The following is a 16,046-nucleotide window of genomic DNA, read 5'->3' as shown; positions in this document are numbered from 1 at the left end:
CCTCAGGTGTGATCGGTGGTGGACTCGTCGAGACCGGCGAGCCCACCGAGGGTGGCGGGGGTTGCGATCAGCCGTTCCGCGGGCGCGTACGGCTGGTCGCGGGCCACGAGACAGTGCACGGCGGGCCCGCACATCCGGCCCTGGCACCACCCCATGCCGGCCCTGGTCAACTGTTTGACTTGCCGGTGGTCGGATGCCGATCCGTCGGCGCAGGCGGCCCGGACCGCCCCTGCGGTGACCTCTTCGCACCGGCAGACCAGCGTGTCGTCGGTCAGCCACGAGGACCAGGCCGTTGGCAGGGGGTGCGCCTGTGCCATCGCACGGGCGAAGGCACGGTGCCTGGCCACCGCGGCACGTTTCGCGGCCAGGCGCCGGACGTTCGGCAGGCCGGGCGACCGGAGGTCGGTGAGCACCGACACGGCGGCGATCGCGCCCTCGTTCACCGCGAGCACGGCCCCGCCCACGCCGCAGGTCTCGCCCGCCGCGTAGAGCCCGGGCACGCCTGTGCGCTGTCCGTCGTCGACGGCGGCGGCCATGGTGCCGTCGCCCGCGTCGGCGAGGTCGCAGCCGAGGGGGATGAGGAGGTCGAGCTGGGGCGCGAAGCCCCAGCCGACGCCCACGGTGTCGGCCTCGATCCGGCGCTCCGTACCCGGGAGCGGGCTGCCCCCGGCATCCAGGGAGGCGACGCGCACCATGGCGACCCTCCCGTCTCCTTCGGCGCCGACGATCGCGGTGCGGGTACGGACCGGGACGCGGTGCCGGGCGAGCGTGCCCGCGTACCGCGCGGCCTCAACCCACTTGGCGGGGTTGCGCAACAGCGGTACGGGGTGTCGCAGCCAGGCCGAGGGCGCAGCCGCCTCGCACACGGCGGCGACCTCGGCCCCGCGTGCGGCGAGGGCCGCGGCGACCGGCAGCAGGAAGGGTCCCGTACCGCCGAGCACCACCCGGCGGCCGGCGGCGACTCCCCCGCCCTTGAGCAGCGACTGGAGACCCCCGGCGGTGAGCACGCCGGGCAGGTCCCAGCCGGGGAAGGGAAGTTGGCGGTCGTAGGCGCCGGTCGCCACCAGCAGTGCTGGTGCGCGCAGCACTACGGCGGTCTCCTCGGGCGCCCGGCTCCGGTCCATGGCGTGGACGGCGAACCCGTCGCCCTCACGGGCCGTGGTCCACACGTGGTGGTTCAACAGCAGCGTGAGCCGACCGGTGCGCGCGTGGGCGGACAGTGTCGCGCACAGCGCCCGGTACGTGGGAAGTCCGTGGTGCAGGTCCGTGGTCGGGATGGCGTGGCGCGCGTGTTGTGGGGGGTGGCGCCAGAACTGGCCGCCCAGGGCGGCGCCCGAGTCGACGAGAAGGACACGCAATCCGCCGTCCAGGGCGGTGGCGGCAGCCGCCATGCCGGCCGGGCCGGCGCCCACCACCACGAGGTCACCGGATTCACTCATCGTCGCCCTCCCCGGTCGTGACGGCCATGCCCGTGCGGGCCTGCACGAGGCAGGCGCGTTGCCCGCCCGTTCCGTCGATGGTCACCAGACAGTCGAAACAGACGCCGATCCCGCAGAAGACCCCGCGGGGCCGCTGTCCGAGCCGGGTGGCCCTCCAGGCGACCCGGCCCGAGGCGACGAGTGCGGCGGCCAGGGTCTGTCCTGGTACGAACGGCAGCGGTTCGCCGTCCACGGTGAACTCGCTCACTTCGGCATACCTCCGGTGGTGAGGAATCGGTCGGGCAGGAGACCGGTGTGGGCGGCCGGATCGGCGCCCCGCCAGGGGCGGCCGAGCAGGTGAGCGGTGACCAGAGCGCCGGTTCCCGGAGCGAGACCGATACCGGCGCCCTCGTGGCCGCACGCGTGGACGACGCCGGGCACTCGGGGGTCCGGACCGATGACCGGCAGGTGGTCCGGGCAGTACGGCCGGAAGCCCCGGTAGGCGCGGATCAGATGGGCGGCGCGCAGGAACGGGAACAGACGGCACGCCTGGGCGGCGAGGGCGGCGACCACGGCCGGGTTCATGGCGGTGTCGAAGCCGACGCGCTCGCGGCTGGCGCCGATCAGAATGGTTCCGGCCCGGGTGCCCTCGACGACGCACGAGGTCTCCAGCCCCGCGTCGCAGGAGGCGACGTTGGCGACGTAGTCGGCGGAGTAGACCTTGTGCCGGATCATGGGCGGCAGCGGCTCGGTGACGAGGACGAAGCCCCGGCGCGGCAGGATCTCGACGGGGGCGCCGAGTCGGCGGCCGACTTCGCCGCCCCAGGTCCCCGCAGCGTTCACCACTGCGTCGGCGGTCAGCACGGTGCCGTCAGCGGTGCGGACTCCGGCGATCCGGCCGTCGGATCCGGTGATTGCGGCGATGGCTTCGCCGGTGTGCACCCGTGCGCCGCGCCGGACTGCGGCGCGCAGCAGTCCGGCTGCCGCGAGGACGGGCTGTACCTGGGCGTCCTGCGGGTAGTGGACGCCGCCGGGAAGCCCGGGCGCGATATGCGGTTCGAGATCGCGGACGCGTTCGACGGGTTCGGTGCGAACGCCAACTGCCGCCTGACTCGCGGCGAACGCGTGCAGGGCGGTGAGGGCGTCGGGTGTGCTCGCGACGACCAGGCCGCCCTTGGCTTCCAGTTCGACGGTGTCCGGGCCGAGTTCCTCGCCGGCCTCGTCCCACAGATCGCGGCTGAGCCGGGCCAGTTCCATTTCGGGTCCCGGTTCCTTGTCGGAGAGGAGTATGTTGCCCTCCCCCCGACTGGTCGTGCCGGCGCCGACGGGCCCCCGGTCGAGAACCGTGACGCCGAGGCCCGCCGCGGCGGCGTGGAACGCGCACGCAGCGCCCACGATGCCCGCGCCCACGACAACGACTTTCATAGCCACCCCCTCTGTGCAATGTCACATGCCACAGCTAGGCTATACATCGGAATGATCCGAAGACAACGCCGCCGACCGGGTGATCTTCGCCCGGCGCCCGACGACGGCGCGCTGCACACCGTGCGCACAGGGAGATGAATCGTTGTGAACCTGACCGGACACTCGATCCTGGCCGGCCGTGACGCCCCCGGTACGGGGGCCGCCTGGCACGCGATCGCCGCCGCGACCGGCGAGCCGATCGGCCCTCCGCTCCGGGACGCGTCGGCGGAGCAGATCGCCGAGGCAGCCCGGCTCGCCGAGGCTGACGCCCGCGCCTTCCGCGCCCTGCCGACGGAGCGCCGGGCGGACTTCCTCGACGCCTGCGCGGAGGAGATCGAAGCGCTCGGCGACGCACTTCTGGAACTTGCGGCCCACGAGACCGGGCTCTCTTCGGTCCGGCTGGCCGGTGAACGGGGGCGGACCTGCGGGCAACTGCGCCTGTTCGCCGATCTGGTCAGAGGTGGAACCGCGCTCGGTGCCAGGATCGACTCCGGGGCCTCCCGGACGGATGTACGGCTGCGCCGGATTCCCGTCGGTCCGGTGGCGGTGTTCGGCGCGAGCAACTTCCCGCTGGCGTTCTCGGTCGCGGGCGGAGACACCGCGTCCGCGCTGGCCGCCGGCTGCCCCGTGGTGGCCAAGGCACACCCGTCCCACCCGGGCACCAGCGAGGCGGTGGCCCGCGCCGTCACGACGGCCGCCGCGCGCACAGGTGTGCCGGCCGGTGTGTTCTCGCTGCTGGTGGGCCGGGGCAACGAGGTCGGTCTCGCCCTGGTCGGCGATCCACGGATCGCGGCCGTGGGCTTCACCGGCTCCCGGGCCGGCGGGCTGGCGCTGGTCGCCGCCGCGCAGTCCCGCCCGACGCCCGTCCCGGTCCACGCCGAGATGTCCGCAGTCAACCCCGTGATCGTGCTCGACGGGGCCCTCGCCGAGCCGGGACCGGCGGCCGAGGGATACGTGGCGTCGCTGACCAACGGCGCGGGGCAGTTCTGCACGAACCCCGGCCTCCTGCTGCTGCCGGCCGGGCCGACGGGCGACGCCTTCCTCGCCGCCGTGACTCAGGCCGTGGCGAGTACGGAGGGCCAGGTCATGCTCACCCCGGGAATCACCCGGGCGTACACAGAGGGGGTGCAGCGGTGGGCGGCCGTCGAAGGGGTGCGGGAGGTGGCCCGGGGCACAGCCGGGGACGGCCCGTACGCGCCCGCCCCCGTGGTCCTCGAATGCGACGCGGCCACGTACACCGCGCACGAGGATCTCACCGGCGAGGTCTTCGGCGCCGCGGGGCTCATCGTGCGCTGGTCCGGGACGGAAGAACTCCTCTCCCTGCTGGAGAATCTGGAGGGGCAGCTGACAGCCACCCTGCAGGGAACCGACGCCGACCTGGCCACGGCCCTGCGACTGCTGCCCGTGCTGGAGGAGCGAGCAGGCCGCATCCTGTGGGGCGGCTGGCCCACCGGGGTCGAGGTCTGCCACGCGATGGTGCACGGGGGGCCGTGGCCCGCGACGAGTTCACCCGGAACGACGAGCGTCGGCACCCTCGCCATCGAGCGCTGGCTGCGCCCGGTCTGCTACCAGTCCTTTCCCGACCCCTTCCTGCCCCCCGAACTCCGCGACGACAACCCCCTGCGGATCCCCCGCCTCATGAACGGCGCCCACCTGCCCCGGTAAGCCAGCAGACCGCCCGCGCCCGTCAACTGCAGGCCCCGGCCTGGGCCCGTCCCGACAACTCATCGATCAGCCGGTCGTCCACCGCCTTCGTCGGCTGCGGCTCAGGCGTCCGGACCGCCTCGGCCTCGGTCATGTTCGTACAGGTCGGGGGCTTCCCCCAAGGCAGGGAAGTTAGCGTGTTCGCAGGTCACGCAAGCGCGTTGAGGGGGCGAGGACAAAGCGCAACGGAGCTCGTTGGTACAGGCAGTCGACCAAGACAGCTTGTTCCCGAGGAGCTCCGTTGCTGTTGCATTCTGTCCTGCCGTCGCCGCTGACGGCTATCACTCGTACGATGACCGTGGCCGCGGGGAGGTTCGCCCCCGGTCACCTCGGCGAACTGACGGCCGTCGTGCCGTTCGAGGTGGTCGATGCGGTGCTGGCGGAGACACGGACGGTGCAGCGGCGGCTGCGTGACCCGCTCTCGACGATCAGGGTGGAACTTCAGGACGCTGCTCGCCCGTCTTCGCGGGCAGATCGGGGTCCTTGCCACCGCGGCCGAACTTCTCGTCCTCGGCGGCGTCGACGGCAGCCGCGTCGGCCAGCAGCGCGGCCGCAGCGGCTTCGAGTTCTGCAATCTCCGCCTCGACGTGCTGCTCCTTGTCGACCAATCGGGCGTAGCTCATCGCCTTGTGCTTTGAGGCATTGGCCTCAAGCTTCGTGCCGTCCAACGCCACCCTGTCCATCTTCACCTTGCCCAGCCTCTGCGCCAGGTGCAGCGACTGGGTGAAGATCCCGGCCAGGGCGTCCAGGTGCCGGGCCCGGAACCTGGATATCGACCGGTAATCCGGGCCGGCCCCGGCGGCAGGTGGCGGAACGCCACATCGTCCACGCACCTGCGCTCGATCGCCCGCAACGAGCGCATCCCGGTTGTGTAGCCGTAGATCAGCAGCCGGACCATCAGACGCGGGTCATACGGTGGGAACCCGCGCTTCTCGGTGCAGGCCGCCGGGATCGGGGCCAGGTCCAGGATCTCGTCGACCAACTCGGCGACGAACCGCGCCAGATGGTCCTGCGGCAACTACTCATCCAGCGACGGCGGCAGCAACATCTGATCGGGGACGAACACCCGGAACGTCTTCTTCACCGGCACCGTCGGCGCGGTCTGCGGCTCCACCACCGCCGCCGTATCCACCTCGAACAGGCCATCCCCACCAGACATACCAGGATCCTTCCATCCGGAAGATCACGAACAGGAGGCGGCGCCGGGCTCAACTGCCTGATTGACCGCCCATGTCCGCGGCCAGCGCCGCGTAGATGTACTCGCTGCCCCAGCGATCCCCGTCGAGGTCGTTCTCGACCAGGTGCGCCTCCCGACGCATCCCGAGGCGCTCACAGACCCGCACAGACCCGGTGTTCTCCACATCCAGCCGTGCGTAGAGCCGGTGCACGCCCAGCTTGTCGAAGGCAAACCCGGCCAGCGCCACGGCCGCCTCGGTCGCATAGCCGTGCCCCTGGTGACGTGGGTCGAGAGTCCAGCCGATCTCGGCCTGGGCGGCGCGGGCATCGGCCAGGGTGAGCGTCACCTCGCCAAGGACGCCGGGCTCATCGCGTCGGCACACAGCAAGCGCCAGCTTGTCCCCGTCGGCGCACCAAACCGAGTGCGCCGCGCGCTCGGCCGCAACCTGCTCGCTGCGCTCCCGCGTGTGCGCCGGCCGGTACAAGTAGCGCGCCACGCTCGGCAGGCTCTGGTAGGCGTACAGGTCGTCGGCGTCGCCGGGAGTGAACAGACGCAGCGACAACCGGGGCGTGGTCATCGGCAGCAACGAGGCGATGTCCATGCGGACCTCCGGGACGCGGATTTGGATCAAGATGCGGACAGATTGTCGCATCACGGCTGACGGGCAGCCACGCCTTTTCAACAGCAGCGCCCGACAGGACAGCCCCGCTCCACCACGAGGCGCGGCATTCCAGGAGTTGTTTACTGACCCACGCTCCCAGCGCGTATCGAGTCGTGATCAATCTTTGGATTTGTCCCTCATGCCGAGGCCTGATCCGGTAGATCGTCTTGTGTGACGGGCGTGCAACTGAAGGACGAAGAGTGGGAGTTCATCGAGCCGTACCTGCCGATCGGCGAGTACGGCCCGTACCCCGAACGCCTGCGGCAGCAGTTCGAGGGCGTGATCTGGCGGTTCAGGACCGGCGGCCAGTGGCGGGAGATGCCGCAGGAGTTCGGCGCCTGGTCGACCGTCTCCAACCGCTTCCGGCAGTGGCGTGACGCCGGCGTGTTCGAGGCCCTGCTGGAGGGCGTGATCGCGGAGGCCGCGAAGCGGGGCGAGGTCGGCCTGTCGCTGGTCAGCATCGACTCCACCACCGCGCGCGCCCACCACGACGCAGCCGGAATGCACCTGGACCCAGATGTCCTCTGTTTTCGACAGGGTGGATGAGAACCACTTGGGCAGTGGGATCGAGAGCCACTTTTACTCCGTCCGTGGTGGGAATGGAGGCGACACAAGTCCATGATCGGCAACGGGATTGAGAGCCACCCCGATCGGGTGACTTGTGGCTGTGGCCGTGATGGCTCGGGAGTGTTCGCGACAGCAGCGGGGAGTGGAGCCGGATAGGCTGATGTTCCCGGGTCCCCTCGGGCCGCGTCCCTGACAGGCACGGCTCGTGAGGGCCCGGCTTCGTGTGGCCGCGGTCGAGCGGGCTGCGGGGCCTGTGCCTCGTCGGCTCCGTCAGTGGTGGTGTGGGTATCGGTTCACTCCATGGTGGCGAGGTGGTCGGCGGCGCCCCCGCGCCACTCGATCAGGAAGAGCGTCGCGTCGTCGCTGGTGATCCCGCCCCGTTCCTGCTTCAGGGCGTGGGACAAGGAGCGCACCACCGCGCGCACGCCTTCCTCGGTGTGCTCGATGCGGCTGACCCAGTCAATGAGTTGTTCCTCGCCGAACTGCTCACCACCGGCTCCGCGCTCTTCGATGAGGCCGTCGGTGTAGCACAGCACCCGGTCGCCGCGTTGGAGTGTCTGCTCGCTGACCCGAGGCTCATCGCCGCCGAAGCCGACCGGCAAAGTGGTCGGGCTGTGCAGTTGCTGGACGACCTCATGATCGCGGATCAGCAGCGGCGCCGGATGGCCTGCGTTGACCCACTGCAGCTGGCCCGTTGTGATGTTCAGGCGCATCATCTGCGCGGTGACGAAGTGGTCGGGACCGAACTGCTCGGCGACGGCCCGGTCCATGAACGCGTAGATCTCGGCCAGGCCGATGCTGGCGCGTCGGGCGTGCCGGTAGGCGCCGATGGCGACGGTCGCCATCGTGGCGGCGTCCAGGCCGTGGCCCATCGCGTCGACAATGGCCAGGTGCAGGATGTCGTCGTTGAGGGCGTAGTCGAAGCTGTCGCCGGCGACGTTGTAGGCGGGTTCGAGGATGCCAGCGACCGCGGCCTGCGGGACGGACATCGCCAGCGGCGGCAGCAGGGACCACTGGATCTCCGCGGCCACGCTCATCGGTTCGCGGCGCCGGGCCAGGAAGAACTGGTCCGTGTAGTGGTGCTTGGTGACCAAGATGTCTGCGACCAGACCGGCCAGCCTGCGCAGCAGCCGTCGGTCGTCGTCATCGACAGCGTCCAGGGTGAGGGCGAGCACTCCCACCTGGTCGCTTCCGTCCAGCAACGGCAGGAACATCCGGACGCCGCCGGCCTGCGGCACCTCGACGCGGGTCGCACGCAGGAAGGCCGTGCCGGCGTGGGAGTCACCGATCGGCTCGGGCTCGCCGACGACCAGCCGCCTGCCGGGCAGCGGCACCAGATGCAGCTGCCCGTAGTCCTGCAAGAGGATCGAGACGTCCCGGCCACCGACCCTGCTCACCTCCTCCGCGATCAGCGGGGCGATCAGCTGCGGCGGCATTTCGTGCGCGCGGTCCAGCAGCACCCCCAGCAGCCGCTCACCGAAGCCTTCCGACCGGTCCACCACACCCTTGTCCGGATGCCGCTCACCTTCCGTCATAGCCATGCCCTTCCATCCCGCTGGCCTCATTTCGCTCGGCAGAGGGGCGATTCACCGGGCGGTGTGGTGTTCGGCTTCTGTGGCCTGGAGCCGGTAGGACTCGGTGCCGGTCTGGATGAGGGTGCAGCGGAAGGTGATCCGGTCAGCGATGGCCGCGCAGAGCCGGGGCTCGTTGAAGATCGCCTCCCACTCGTTGAACGGGGAGTTCGTGGCGACCGCGGTCGCCTTGCGTTCCTCCCGCTCGGTGAAGATCTGGAACAGCAGCTTGGCACCCTTCTTGTCCAGGTCGAGATAGCCGAACTCGTCCAGACACAGAAGGTCGACCTTGCTGTAGCGGGCGATCACGGAGGACAGACGCTTGGCGGTGGCGGCCTCAGCGAGCTCGTTCACCAGCGCGGCAGTGGTGGTGTAGCGGACCGACAGGCCGGCCTCGGCGATCGCGGTGCCGATCCCGATCAGCAGATGGCTCTTGCCGGTGCCGCTGTCACCGATCAGGACCAGGGGACGGCCATCCTGAACCCAGGCGGGATTCTTCAGCTCGCCGATAATTTCGGGCGAGACGTGGGGATTCTTCTCGAACCGGAAGTCCTCAAGCCGCTTCGGCCGGGGGAAACGCGCGGCCCGGATCAACCGCTGCTGGCGGCGAAGTTCCCGGTCGTTGCGTTCGAGCTGGAGCAGATCCAGCAGGAACTGCTTGTAGGTCAGCTGCTCACGGCGGGCGCTGGTGGCCACCTCGATGAACCGCTCGCGCAGAGCCGGCAGCCGCAGGTCCCGGCAGAGTTCGTCAATCGCGGCGTCCTCCGGATCGCCGGGCAGCGGCATCCTGGTGGCTGGGACCTCGGCCGCGTGCTGCTCGACGGTGCTGGTGGGGGTCATGCGCTGGTGCCCTTCTGCGGCGTCGTCGCCGTGCTCCTCTTGGTGGTGACCGGCTTGAGCAGCCGGTCGTACTTGCTCATGTCCGGCAACCCGGGCCGCAGATCGGGTGGCAGCCGCTTGGTGTGCAGGGAAATCACCTTCGCGCCGTCTTCCCCAGGGGCCTCACCGCTGCTGCCGTCGTCCTCGTCGAGCAAATCGTCGGCAGGCTCCTCGTCCGGCTCCGTCTCGGCGTTCTCCAGGGCCTTGCGGGCCTCGATGGCCACCAGATCGGTGCTGATCGCGCCGACCTTCAGCACCGTGGCCATCCCGGCGATGACCGCCTCGGCGGGCAGAGTCCGGTGCAGCAGCAACACCTCGATCAGCATCTGGGTGCCCTCGCGGTTGCCGCACTTGGTCTTCGCCGCGGCCCAGAACGCCTCGTGTGTCTTGGTGAAGACCCCTTCCGCGCGGGCCTGCGCCAGCGCGGCGGCCCCAGCGAACGCGCCGGGCTTGACCAGCAGGATCTCCAGGTAGTGGTCGAGGATGTCGTGCGAGGTGTAACGACGCGTCAGCCGCGGATGGCGGGCGACGACCTTCCGCCCGTCGAAGATCCACACTTCGTTTGCCTTGAGCTTCACCCGCACCTTGGCGCCGATGAACCTCGCCGGCACCGAGTAGTAGCTCTGGGCGGACGGTGATCCGGCCGTTGCGGTGGACTACCGGAGTCAGGTCGATCCCGGTGTCGTACTCATCCGCCGGCAGCGGCCCCAGCAGCGGCCGCTCCTGCTCGAAGTCGAAGCCGACCGAGGTGGGCCGACCGTGGATGTGGCGGGCGTCCTCCTCGGCATCGACCGCCGCCAGGCGCTCGTTCAACTCCGCCAGTGACTCCACCTCTGGCGGCGCGACCAGATGCCGCCGCCGGAACCGGCCGCCCTCGTGCTCCACCCCGCCCTTCTCATGGGCGCCCGCCTCTCCCGGGGTGCAGTAGAAGGGCGAGAAACCATACCAAGATCGAAAAGCGGTCCAGCGGCCCGACTCGGTGCGGGAACGGCCGAACAGCACCTGCTTCACCGCGGGCTTGAGGTTGTCATACCGGATGTGGACCGTGGGCACCCCGCTCAGCACGGTGAACGCCTCGACGTGCCCTTCCAGGAAGGCCTCCTGCGAGGCGGTGGCGTAGACGCGGTGGACGGCCTTGCCCGAGTACGACATCCGCAGCGTGAACAGCACGCACTTGCGCCGCTGCCCGGCCAGGTCCACCCACACGTCCGCGAAGTCGACCTCGGCTTCCTCCCCGGGCCGCTTTGCCGAAAAAGGGAGGTTGCGGAACGGTTCCCGGCATCCAGTGAGCAGCCCAGGTGAGTGGCCCACGTTTCCCGGATGGCGCGGCCAGCCGGGCGGTGCTCATCGGGGCAGGTACGTTCCAGGATCCCGAGTTGCCTGATATCCCTGCCGTGCGGGCGAACCTGGACGCATTGCGGCGGACCCTCACTCACCCGGTTCATGGTGTGTTCGCGCCTGAGTATTGCGTGGTGGTGGATGACCCCAAGGACCCGAACACCGTCGGAGCGGCGCTGTCCCGAGCGGTCGATGAGGCCGAGGACCTGCTGCTGGTCTACTACTGCGGGCACGGCCTGCTCGATGATGGGGTGCTGCACTTCGCCCTTACTGGAACCGACCCCGAGCACGTAGGTTTCTCCGCCATCCACCTCGACCTGGTGAAGCGGACGGTCGGCCGGGCCCGCGCCAAGGCCCGAGTGCTCGTGCTGGATTGCTGCTTTTCCGGACAGGCGGTCTCGGCTATGGCCGGACCAAGCGGTCTGGCCCTGGGACAGCTGAACCTGACCGGCACCTACACCCTGACGTCCACCACGGCCACCGCCCCCTCCCATGCCCCGCCCGGCGCCGCCCATACAGCGTTCACCGGGGCCATGCTGCAGGCGCTGACAGTTCCAGGCCCACTCACCCTGGACGAGGTGCACCGCTACGTCGACAAAGAGTTGGCCGGGCTCGGACTCCCTCGTCCGCAACGGCGCTCCGTCGGTGCGGTCGGTGACCTCTCCCTGGTCCGGGGGCCGGCCAGAGACACACAGGCCGCAGCCGATCCGGATCAGACCAGAGGTGAGACCGAGCCAAATCTCCTGCCGGAGCGTCCACCCGAGCTGGATATGTCGGGGGCGGAAATCGACCGCCGGATGGACGAGCGGATCGACCTCATCAGGACAGACCGCGAACAGCACGGAACGGTGCTCTCCGAGGTACTCGAACAGGCCCGTATGACGTCCGAGACTGCGGAGGAAGGTCGCCCCCGGAGCATCCGCAGACCCGTCACCACCCAGCACGCCCGAGCGTCAGAACCTGCTGCGGGACGCCGCAAAGCGAACCCCACGAAGTCCGGGAAGAAGAAGGTCCTGGTGTGGACCGGTGGGATACTCGCCTTCCTGCTCGTGGGTGGCAGCACCGTTGGCTATCTCGTCTACGAGAACTTCGACGGCAGTATCACGGCTGTCTCCACCGACGGGGCCGGCACCGGCGGCTTCAGTAAGGACCGGACCATCAACGTCCTGGTGATCGGCACCGACAAGCGCGTCGGCAAGGGCAACGAGGGCTATGGGAACGCCGACACCAACATCCTCTTCCACGTCTCCAAGGACCGCACGAATGCGACTGCACTGAGCATCCCGCGCAACCTGATAACGAACATCCCCGACTGCCCGACGACCCTGGAGAACGGGAAGAAGAACATCCCGGGGACTCCCGGCGGGCGTTTCGGCACCAGCCTCGGACAGTACGAGCGCACCCCCAGCTGCACCATGCGGACCGTCACGGAGCTCACCGGCATCAGGATCGACCACTTCATGGTGGCCGACTCCAACGCCGTCAAGACGCTGACGACCGCTGTCGGTGGCGTGGACATCTGCCTCGCCAAGGACATCAACGACAAGGACTCCCACCTCAAGCTGTCCAAGGGCGAGCACACCATCCAGGGTGAGCAGGCCCTGGCCTTTCTGCGTACCCGGCACTCCGTCGGATCCGGCGACGACCTGAGCCTCATCGAAATCCAGCAGTTGTTCATGGGCTCGCTGATGCGCAAGCTGAAGTCCAACGACACCCTGACCAGCCGCACCAAGATGCGGTCGCTGGCGGAGGCGGCCGCAAAGGCGCTCACCGTCGATAACCACATCGGCGACATCAACCAGCTGCGCGAGCTGGGTATGGAGCTGGCTTCGGTCGACCCCAAGAACATCACCTTCACCACAGTCCCGGTGCTGGATGACCCGGATGGCAAGACGTCCGTCACCCTCGACGAGTCCAAGGCGCCGCACGTCTTCTCGATGCTGCGCGAGGACGTCTCCTTCACCGAGGTGAAGAAGAAGGAGAAGGCCGAGGAGAACGCCAGGCTGAAGGGCGAAATGGCCGACCCGGCGGACGTACGGGTCGACGTCTACAACGGCGGCGCCCCCGTCGGTTCCTCGCAGAGCGCCTTGGTATGGCTGCAGAACGAAGAAGGCGTGCGGAAGTCCGCCAACATGGGGAATGCGGCAGACAATGTGGAGGAGACCCAGCTCGTCTACGCACCCAACCAGGCGGACCAGGCACGCCGGCTGGCCGACCTGATGGGCCTGCCAGCCGCGGCCCTCAAGCCGACGAAGACGGACGCGGGCGCCACGGAGCCGATGGTGCTGACCCTGGGCCCCGACTTCACGGAGGCGGGCACCCCGCTTACGGCCCCGGACCAGACCCCGGCCGGCCAGCAGATCCAGGCGAACGAGGCCGTCTGCGTGCAATAGCCGCGGCCTCCAGAAGCAGTGGGCCGGGCGGTCCCCTCCGCCAGTCAGGCGACGGGGTTGGACCATGAGCAGAGGTGTCGGCGGGGGACGGGCTCATGAGCTCGCGTCCAATGCTGAACCAGCGGGAGGCTTCCGCCGCGTACGGTGTCAGCCGCACGGCCATCCGCCGCCGCGAGGCCAGCGCCCTGCCCTCCGCGGTCAGGGACCCACACCACGGGTGGCTGATTCCGGTCAAGGACCTTCTCGCCGTCAGGTTCCGGCCCCGGCGCCCCCGTCGCCTCCCGGCCAGGATTGGCGAGCACCACCAGGAGCACGACCAGGACGATGTCGCCGTGCTGCGCGCCGAGCTGGCGGGCGAGCGGTACGAGCATCAGCATGTGGACCATGCGCTGATGCCCGACCGGCTGGCAGCGGCGGTGCTTACTGTGGGGTCGTGACCACTTCCTCCGATGACGCGGCCAAGCCGGCGCGGGTTGCGCTGCCCGCCGATCCGGTGCTCGGGCACCCGGAACAGGAGGTCGTCGCGCGGTTCTGGAGGCGGCGACAGACCGAGACGGGCTGGCTGTACCTCGTGGGGCTGCCGTCGTGCCAAGGCCGTGAGGACGGCGGTGTGGAGGCGGCGGATATTGTCAGCAGCAGAATGTCGAGGACAGCGCCGTCCTGGTCCACGGCCCGCCACAGGTGGTGCCGCGCCCCGTTGATCTTCAGGAACACCTCGTCCAGGTGCCACCCGCCGCCGGCCCGGGGCCGGCGGCGGCGCAGGGCGGCCGCGTACCGGGGGCCGAACCGGTCGCACCACCGGCGGATCGCCTCATGGGAGACGGTGATCCCACGGGCCAGAAGCAGCTCCTCAACTTCGCGGAAGGAGACCGGGAAGCGGTAGTACAACCACACCGCGTGGGAGATGACCCCCGCCGGCAACCGGAACCCCTTGCACGACGGCCCGTCCCCGGCGCCCTCCACCACCAGCTCCTCCCGAACGATGAACAAACCCGGCCACCATCCCAGCCCGGAGACCACTCACTCAACTTGACAGTGCCCTGGTGGCACCTCTCCCGCCTCACGGGGCACCCAGGGCCCGTTTCCCTGTCGCGCACCCTGCTGGGCACGTGGGGCCTCTTGGGCATGAGGGGCCGTCATGTACGGCCCGGCCGGGGGCGGAGGAAGGACCCCCCGGGTTGATCACTAGTGCCGTGACCGGCAAGGTTTGCCCCGTAAGGAGCGTCGTCCGGTCCGGGCGATCGCAAGGCGGCCGGAAGCCCTCGTAGCGGGGCTACGTGGGCTTTTGGCCAACGCCGCGAGCGTGCGTGCTGGGCGGCGCGACGGGGCAAACGTTGCCGGGAGCGGCACTAGGGTGAGAGCGAAAGTGACCACGCTGATTGATCGACGGGGAGCAGTGATGAACAGAATCGTCCGGGGAGCGACCGTGCTGGCAGCCGCAGGCGGGCTCGTACTGGGAGCCCAGTCCGCCGCGATGGCCGCGGACAAGACCGGAAGCGTGACGGGTGGATCGTTCGCCTACATCGACAGCGGCAACATCCTGACGGTGACGGACACCAAGAAGGATGACGCCTGGGCCGAGGTCATCGTCTTCAACAAGGCGTGGCCCGGCGGGGCGCTGACCTGTAAGGCGGAGGGTGCCGGCAAGAGCAAGCGCTGCACCCTGGCGGGCACCGACACACGGGAGAACGAGAAGATCACCCTCTGGCTGCGCGTGATGAACACCAAGGGCAAGTTCATCGACAAGGAGTACACGACCTACGCGTGACGCCCCCTTGGCGCGAGGAAGCGGCGGATTCCAGCGGTCGTCGCAACACGTGATCAGTTTCAGGCGGCTGCAAGCAGTGTAGAGAGACGCTCGGCTGGGGTTTCCCAGCCGAGCGTTTTGCGTGGGCGGCCGTTGAACTCGGCGGCGACTGCGTCCAGGTCCTCACGATGTAAGTGATATCCCCGACGATCTTCGTGCCGGGGCGGGTTAGGGTGGGCGGCGCCCGCTCGGGTTCCGGCCCGCAGTGTCTGCCATGGGCGGCCTGGGGCAAAGGGGGGTGGCTGGACGGTCCCTCTGGTACGCCTCGGGGATCGGAGTAGACGCCCGATCCCACCCCCCTTCACTCTCCTCGGCACGCCGTACCCGCGGCACCGCACTCGGACGCGTGTTCATGCCGCCAGTTCGTCGCGCTCGACCAGGACGCCGTTCTCGAACCGGGCGCCGGCGCGGACCAGGGCCACGAGGTGGGCGCCGCTGATCGCGCGCCAGCGGGCCTGGGCGGACTCGACGAGCTTGAACACCATGGCGAGCGCGGCGGCCGGGCTGCCCGCGCCGCGGGTGACTTTGGTGCGGAGCTTGACCGTGGAGAAGGTTGACTCGATGGGGTTCGTGGTCCGCAGGTGGATCCAGTGCTCGGCCGGGAAGTCGTAGAACGCCAGCAGTTCCTCGCGGTCGTCGGTGATCTTCGCGACGGCTTTGGGGAACTTGGCGCCGTAGGTCTTCGTGAACGCGTCGATCGCCTGCTCGGCGTGGGCGCGGTCCTCGGCGTTGCAGATCTCCTGCATCGCCTTCGTCGCGCCTGACTGTGCGGACTTCGAAAGGGCGTTGAGCATTGCTCGTCCACCTGCAGGCGGCCGTCGCCCAGGCCTCCCTCGGCGAGTTCGAACAGGCCACTGCCCGCCTGGACGCGGTACTCGCGCTGCGCGGCTTCGACCTGCTGTCGATGGCCCGCGCGACGGCCGCGCTCCGGGCCTGATCGCCCCTGTTGGGCTGGCCAGGGCGTCGGCAGCTCGGCTCGCCGGGGGACGCCGTGCCCTTCGTGCTGGCGGCGTGGCCGATTCCGGCCATTCCTACCGCTCCCGTGGTCTCTGTGCTCGGGCGGATGC

The 16,046-nt window shown here is 69.6% G+C and carries 13 protein-coding genes and 5 pseudogenes; 8 read left to right on the top strand and 10 right to left on the bottom strand.

Annotated features, from left to right (window positions below; translation table 11 throughout):
• Nucleotides 1-2: 2 nt before the first annotated feature.
• Genes ACFYXM_RS12985 through ACFYXM_RS12975 form a run of 3 tightly spaced genes read right to left on the bottom strand, consistent with a single transcriptional unit; the run spans nucleotide 3 to nucleotide 2,843 of the window.
• The gene (locus ACFYXM_RS12985) at nucleotides 3-1,439 is read right to left on the bottom strand and encodes an FAD-dependent oxidoreductase (protein WP_389289055.1); all 1,437 of its coding nucleotides are present in this window, start codon (nucleotides 1,437-1,439) and stop codon (nucleotides 3-5) included.
• Nucleotides 1,432-1,686, bottom strand: a complete 255-nt coding sequence (locus tag ACFYXM_RS12980; protein ID WP_351525409.1) for a (2Fe-2S)-binding protein — start codon at nucleotides 1,684-1,686, stop codon at nucleotides 1,432-1,434. Before ACFYXM_RS12980 ends, ACFYXM_RS12985 begins: the two co-directional genes overlap by 8 nt.
• Nucleotides 1,683-2,843, bottom strand: a complete 1,161-nt coding sequence (locus ACFYXM_RS12975; protein WP_389289054.1) for an NAD(P)/FAD-dependent oxidoreductase — start codon at nucleotides 2,841-2,843, stop codon at nucleotides 1,683-1,685. The genes ACFYXM_RS12980 and ACFYXM_RS12975 overlap by 4 nt, the downstream gene beginning before the upstream one ends.
• 144 nt (nucleotides 2,844-2,987) lie before the next feature.
• On the opposite strand from ACFYXM_RS12975, the gene ACFYXM_RS12970 reads away from it, so the two are divergent.
• Complete coding sequence (locus ACFYXM_RS12970) at nucleotides 2,988-4,547, top strand: aldehyde dehydrogenase (NADP(+)) (protein ID WP_389289053.1); 1,560 nt, start codon at nucleotides 2,988-2,990, stop codon at nucleotides 4,545-4,547.
• A gap of 331 nt (nucleotides 4,548-4,878) precedes the next feature.
• Nucleotides 4,879-4,989: pseudogene (locus ACFYXM_RS12965) on the top strand (hypothetical protein); the annotation flags it as partial.
• A gap of 58 nt (nucleotides 4,990-5,047) precedes the next feature.
• Here the strand turns inward: ACFYXM_RS12965 and ACFYXM_RS12960 are convergent.
• Nucleotides 5,048-5,718 (bottom strand): annotated as a pseudogene (locus ACFYXM_RS12960) (transposase); the annotation flags it as partial.
• A 76-nt stretch (nucleotides 5,719-5,794) separates the two neighbouring features.
• Nucleotides 5,795-6,364, bottom strand: a complete 570-nt coding sequence (locus ACFYXM_RS12955; RefSeq protein ID WP_389289052.1) for a GNAT family N-acetyltransferase — start codon at nucleotides 6,362-6,364, stop codon at nucleotides 5,795-5,797.
• Between the two features lie 231 nt (nucleotides 6,365-6,595).
• Here ACFYXM_RS12955 and ACFYXM_RS12950 point away from each other — a divergent pair.
• A pseudogene (locus ACFYXM_RS12950) lies at nucleotides 6,596-6,934 on the top strand (transposase); the annotation flags it as partial.
• Between the two features lie 350 nt (nucleotides 6,935-7,284).
• On the opposite strand, the gene ACFYXM_RS12945 reads toward ACFYXM_RS12950, so the two are convergent.
• The 3 genes from ACFYXM_RS12945 to ACFYXM_RS12935 are packed head-to-tail and all read right to left on the bottom strand — an operon-like array spanning nucleotide 7,285 to nucleotide 10,052.
• Complete coding sequence (locus ACFYXM_RS12945) at nucleotides 7,285-8,526, bottom strand: PP2C family protein-serine/threonine phosphatase (protein WP_389289108.1); 1,242 nt, start codon at nucleotides 8,524-8,526, stop codon at nucleotides 7,285-7,287.
• 51 nt (nucleotides 8,527-8,577) lie between these two features.
• Nucleotides 8,578-9,402, bottom strand: a complete 825-nt coding sequence (gene istB / locus ACFYXM_RS12940; RefSeq protein WP_389289051.1) for an IS21-like element helper ATPase IstB — start codon at nucleotides 9,400-9,402, stop codon at nucleotides 8,578-8,580.
• The gene (locus ACFYXM_RS12935) at nucleotides 9,399-10,052 is read right to left on the bottom strand and encodes a hypothetical protein (protein WP_389289050.1); all 654 of its coding nucleotides are present in this window, start codon (nucleotides 10,050-10,052) and stop codon (nucleotides 9,399-9,401) included. The genes istB and ACFYXM_RS12935 overlap by 4 nt, the downstream gene beginning before the upstream one ends.
• Before the next feature lie 40 nt (nucleotides 10,053-10,092).
• Between ACFYXM_RS12935 and ACFYXM_RS12930 the strand changes: the two genes are divergently transcribed.
• The 3 genes from ACFYXM_RS12930 (at nucleotide 10,093) to ACFYXM_RS12920 (ending at nucleotide 13,609) form a co-directional block, all read left to right on the top strand.
• On the top strand, nucleotides 10,093-10,266 hold the full coding sequence (locus tag ACFYXM_RS12930) for a hypothetical protein (protein ID WP_389289049.1): 174 nt from the start codon (nucleotides 10,093-10,095) through the stop codon (nucleotides 10,264-10,266).
• Nucleotides 10,267-10,739: 473 nt separating this feature from the next.
• The gene (locus tag ACFYXM_RS12925; RefSeq protein WP_389289048.1) at nucleotides 10,740-13,172 is read left to right on the top strand and encodes an LCP family protein; all 2,433 of its coding nucleotides are present in this window, start codon (nucleotides 10,740-10,742) and stop codon (nucleotides 13,170-13,172) included.
• Between the two features lie 95 nt (nucleotides 13,173-13,267).
• Nucleotides 13,268-13,609, top strand: a complete 342-nt coding sequence (locus ACFYXM_RS12920; RefSeq protein WP_389289047.1) for a hypothetical protein — start codon at nucleotides 13,268-13,270, stop codon at nucleotides 13,607-13,609.
• 196 nt (nucleotides 13,610-13,805) lie between these two features.
• On the opposite strand, the pseudogene ACFYXM_RS12915 reads toward ACFYXM_RS12920, so the two are convergent.
• Nucleotides 13,806-14,135, bottom strand: a pseudogene (locus tag ACFYXM_RS12915) (transposase); the annotation flags it as partial.
• A gap of 436 nt (nucleotides 14,136-14,571) precedes the next feature.
• Here ACFYXM_RS12915 and ACFYXM_RS12910 point away from each other — a divergent pair.
• On the top strand, nucleotides 14,572-14,940 hold the full coding sequence (locus ACFYXM_RS12910) for a hypothetical protein (protein WP_389289046.1): 369 nt from the start codon (nucleotides 14,572-14,574) through the stop codon (nucleotides 14,938-14,940).
• A 389-nt stretch (nucleotides 14,941-15,329) separates the two neighbouring features.
• Here the strand turns inward: ACFYXM_RS12910 and ACFYXM_RS12905 are convergent.
• Nucleotides 15,330-15,773 (bottom strand): annotated as a pseudogene (locus tag ACFYXM_RS12905) (transposase); the annotation flags it as partial.
• On the opposite strand from ACFYXM_RS12905, the gene ACFYXM_RS12900 reads away from it, so the two are divergent.
• Complete coding sequence (locus ACFYXM_RS12900) at nucleotides 15,773-15,916, top strand: hypothetical protein (protein WP_389289045.1); 144 nt, start codon at nucleotides 15,773-15,775, stop codon at nucleotides 15,914-15,916. The pseudogene ACFYXM_RS12905 and the gene ACFYXM_RS12900 overlap by 1 nt on opposite strands.
• Nucleotides 15,917-16,046: the final 130 nt, after the last annotated feature.

The sequence above is a fragment of the Streptomyces sp. NPDC002476 genome (assembly GCF_042889785.1).
Taxonomy (GTDB): domain Bacteria; phylum Actinomycetota; class Actinomycetes; order Streptomycetales; family Streptomycetaceae; genus Streptomyces.
This window is presented reverse-complemented; position numbering and strand designations above follow the sequence as displayed.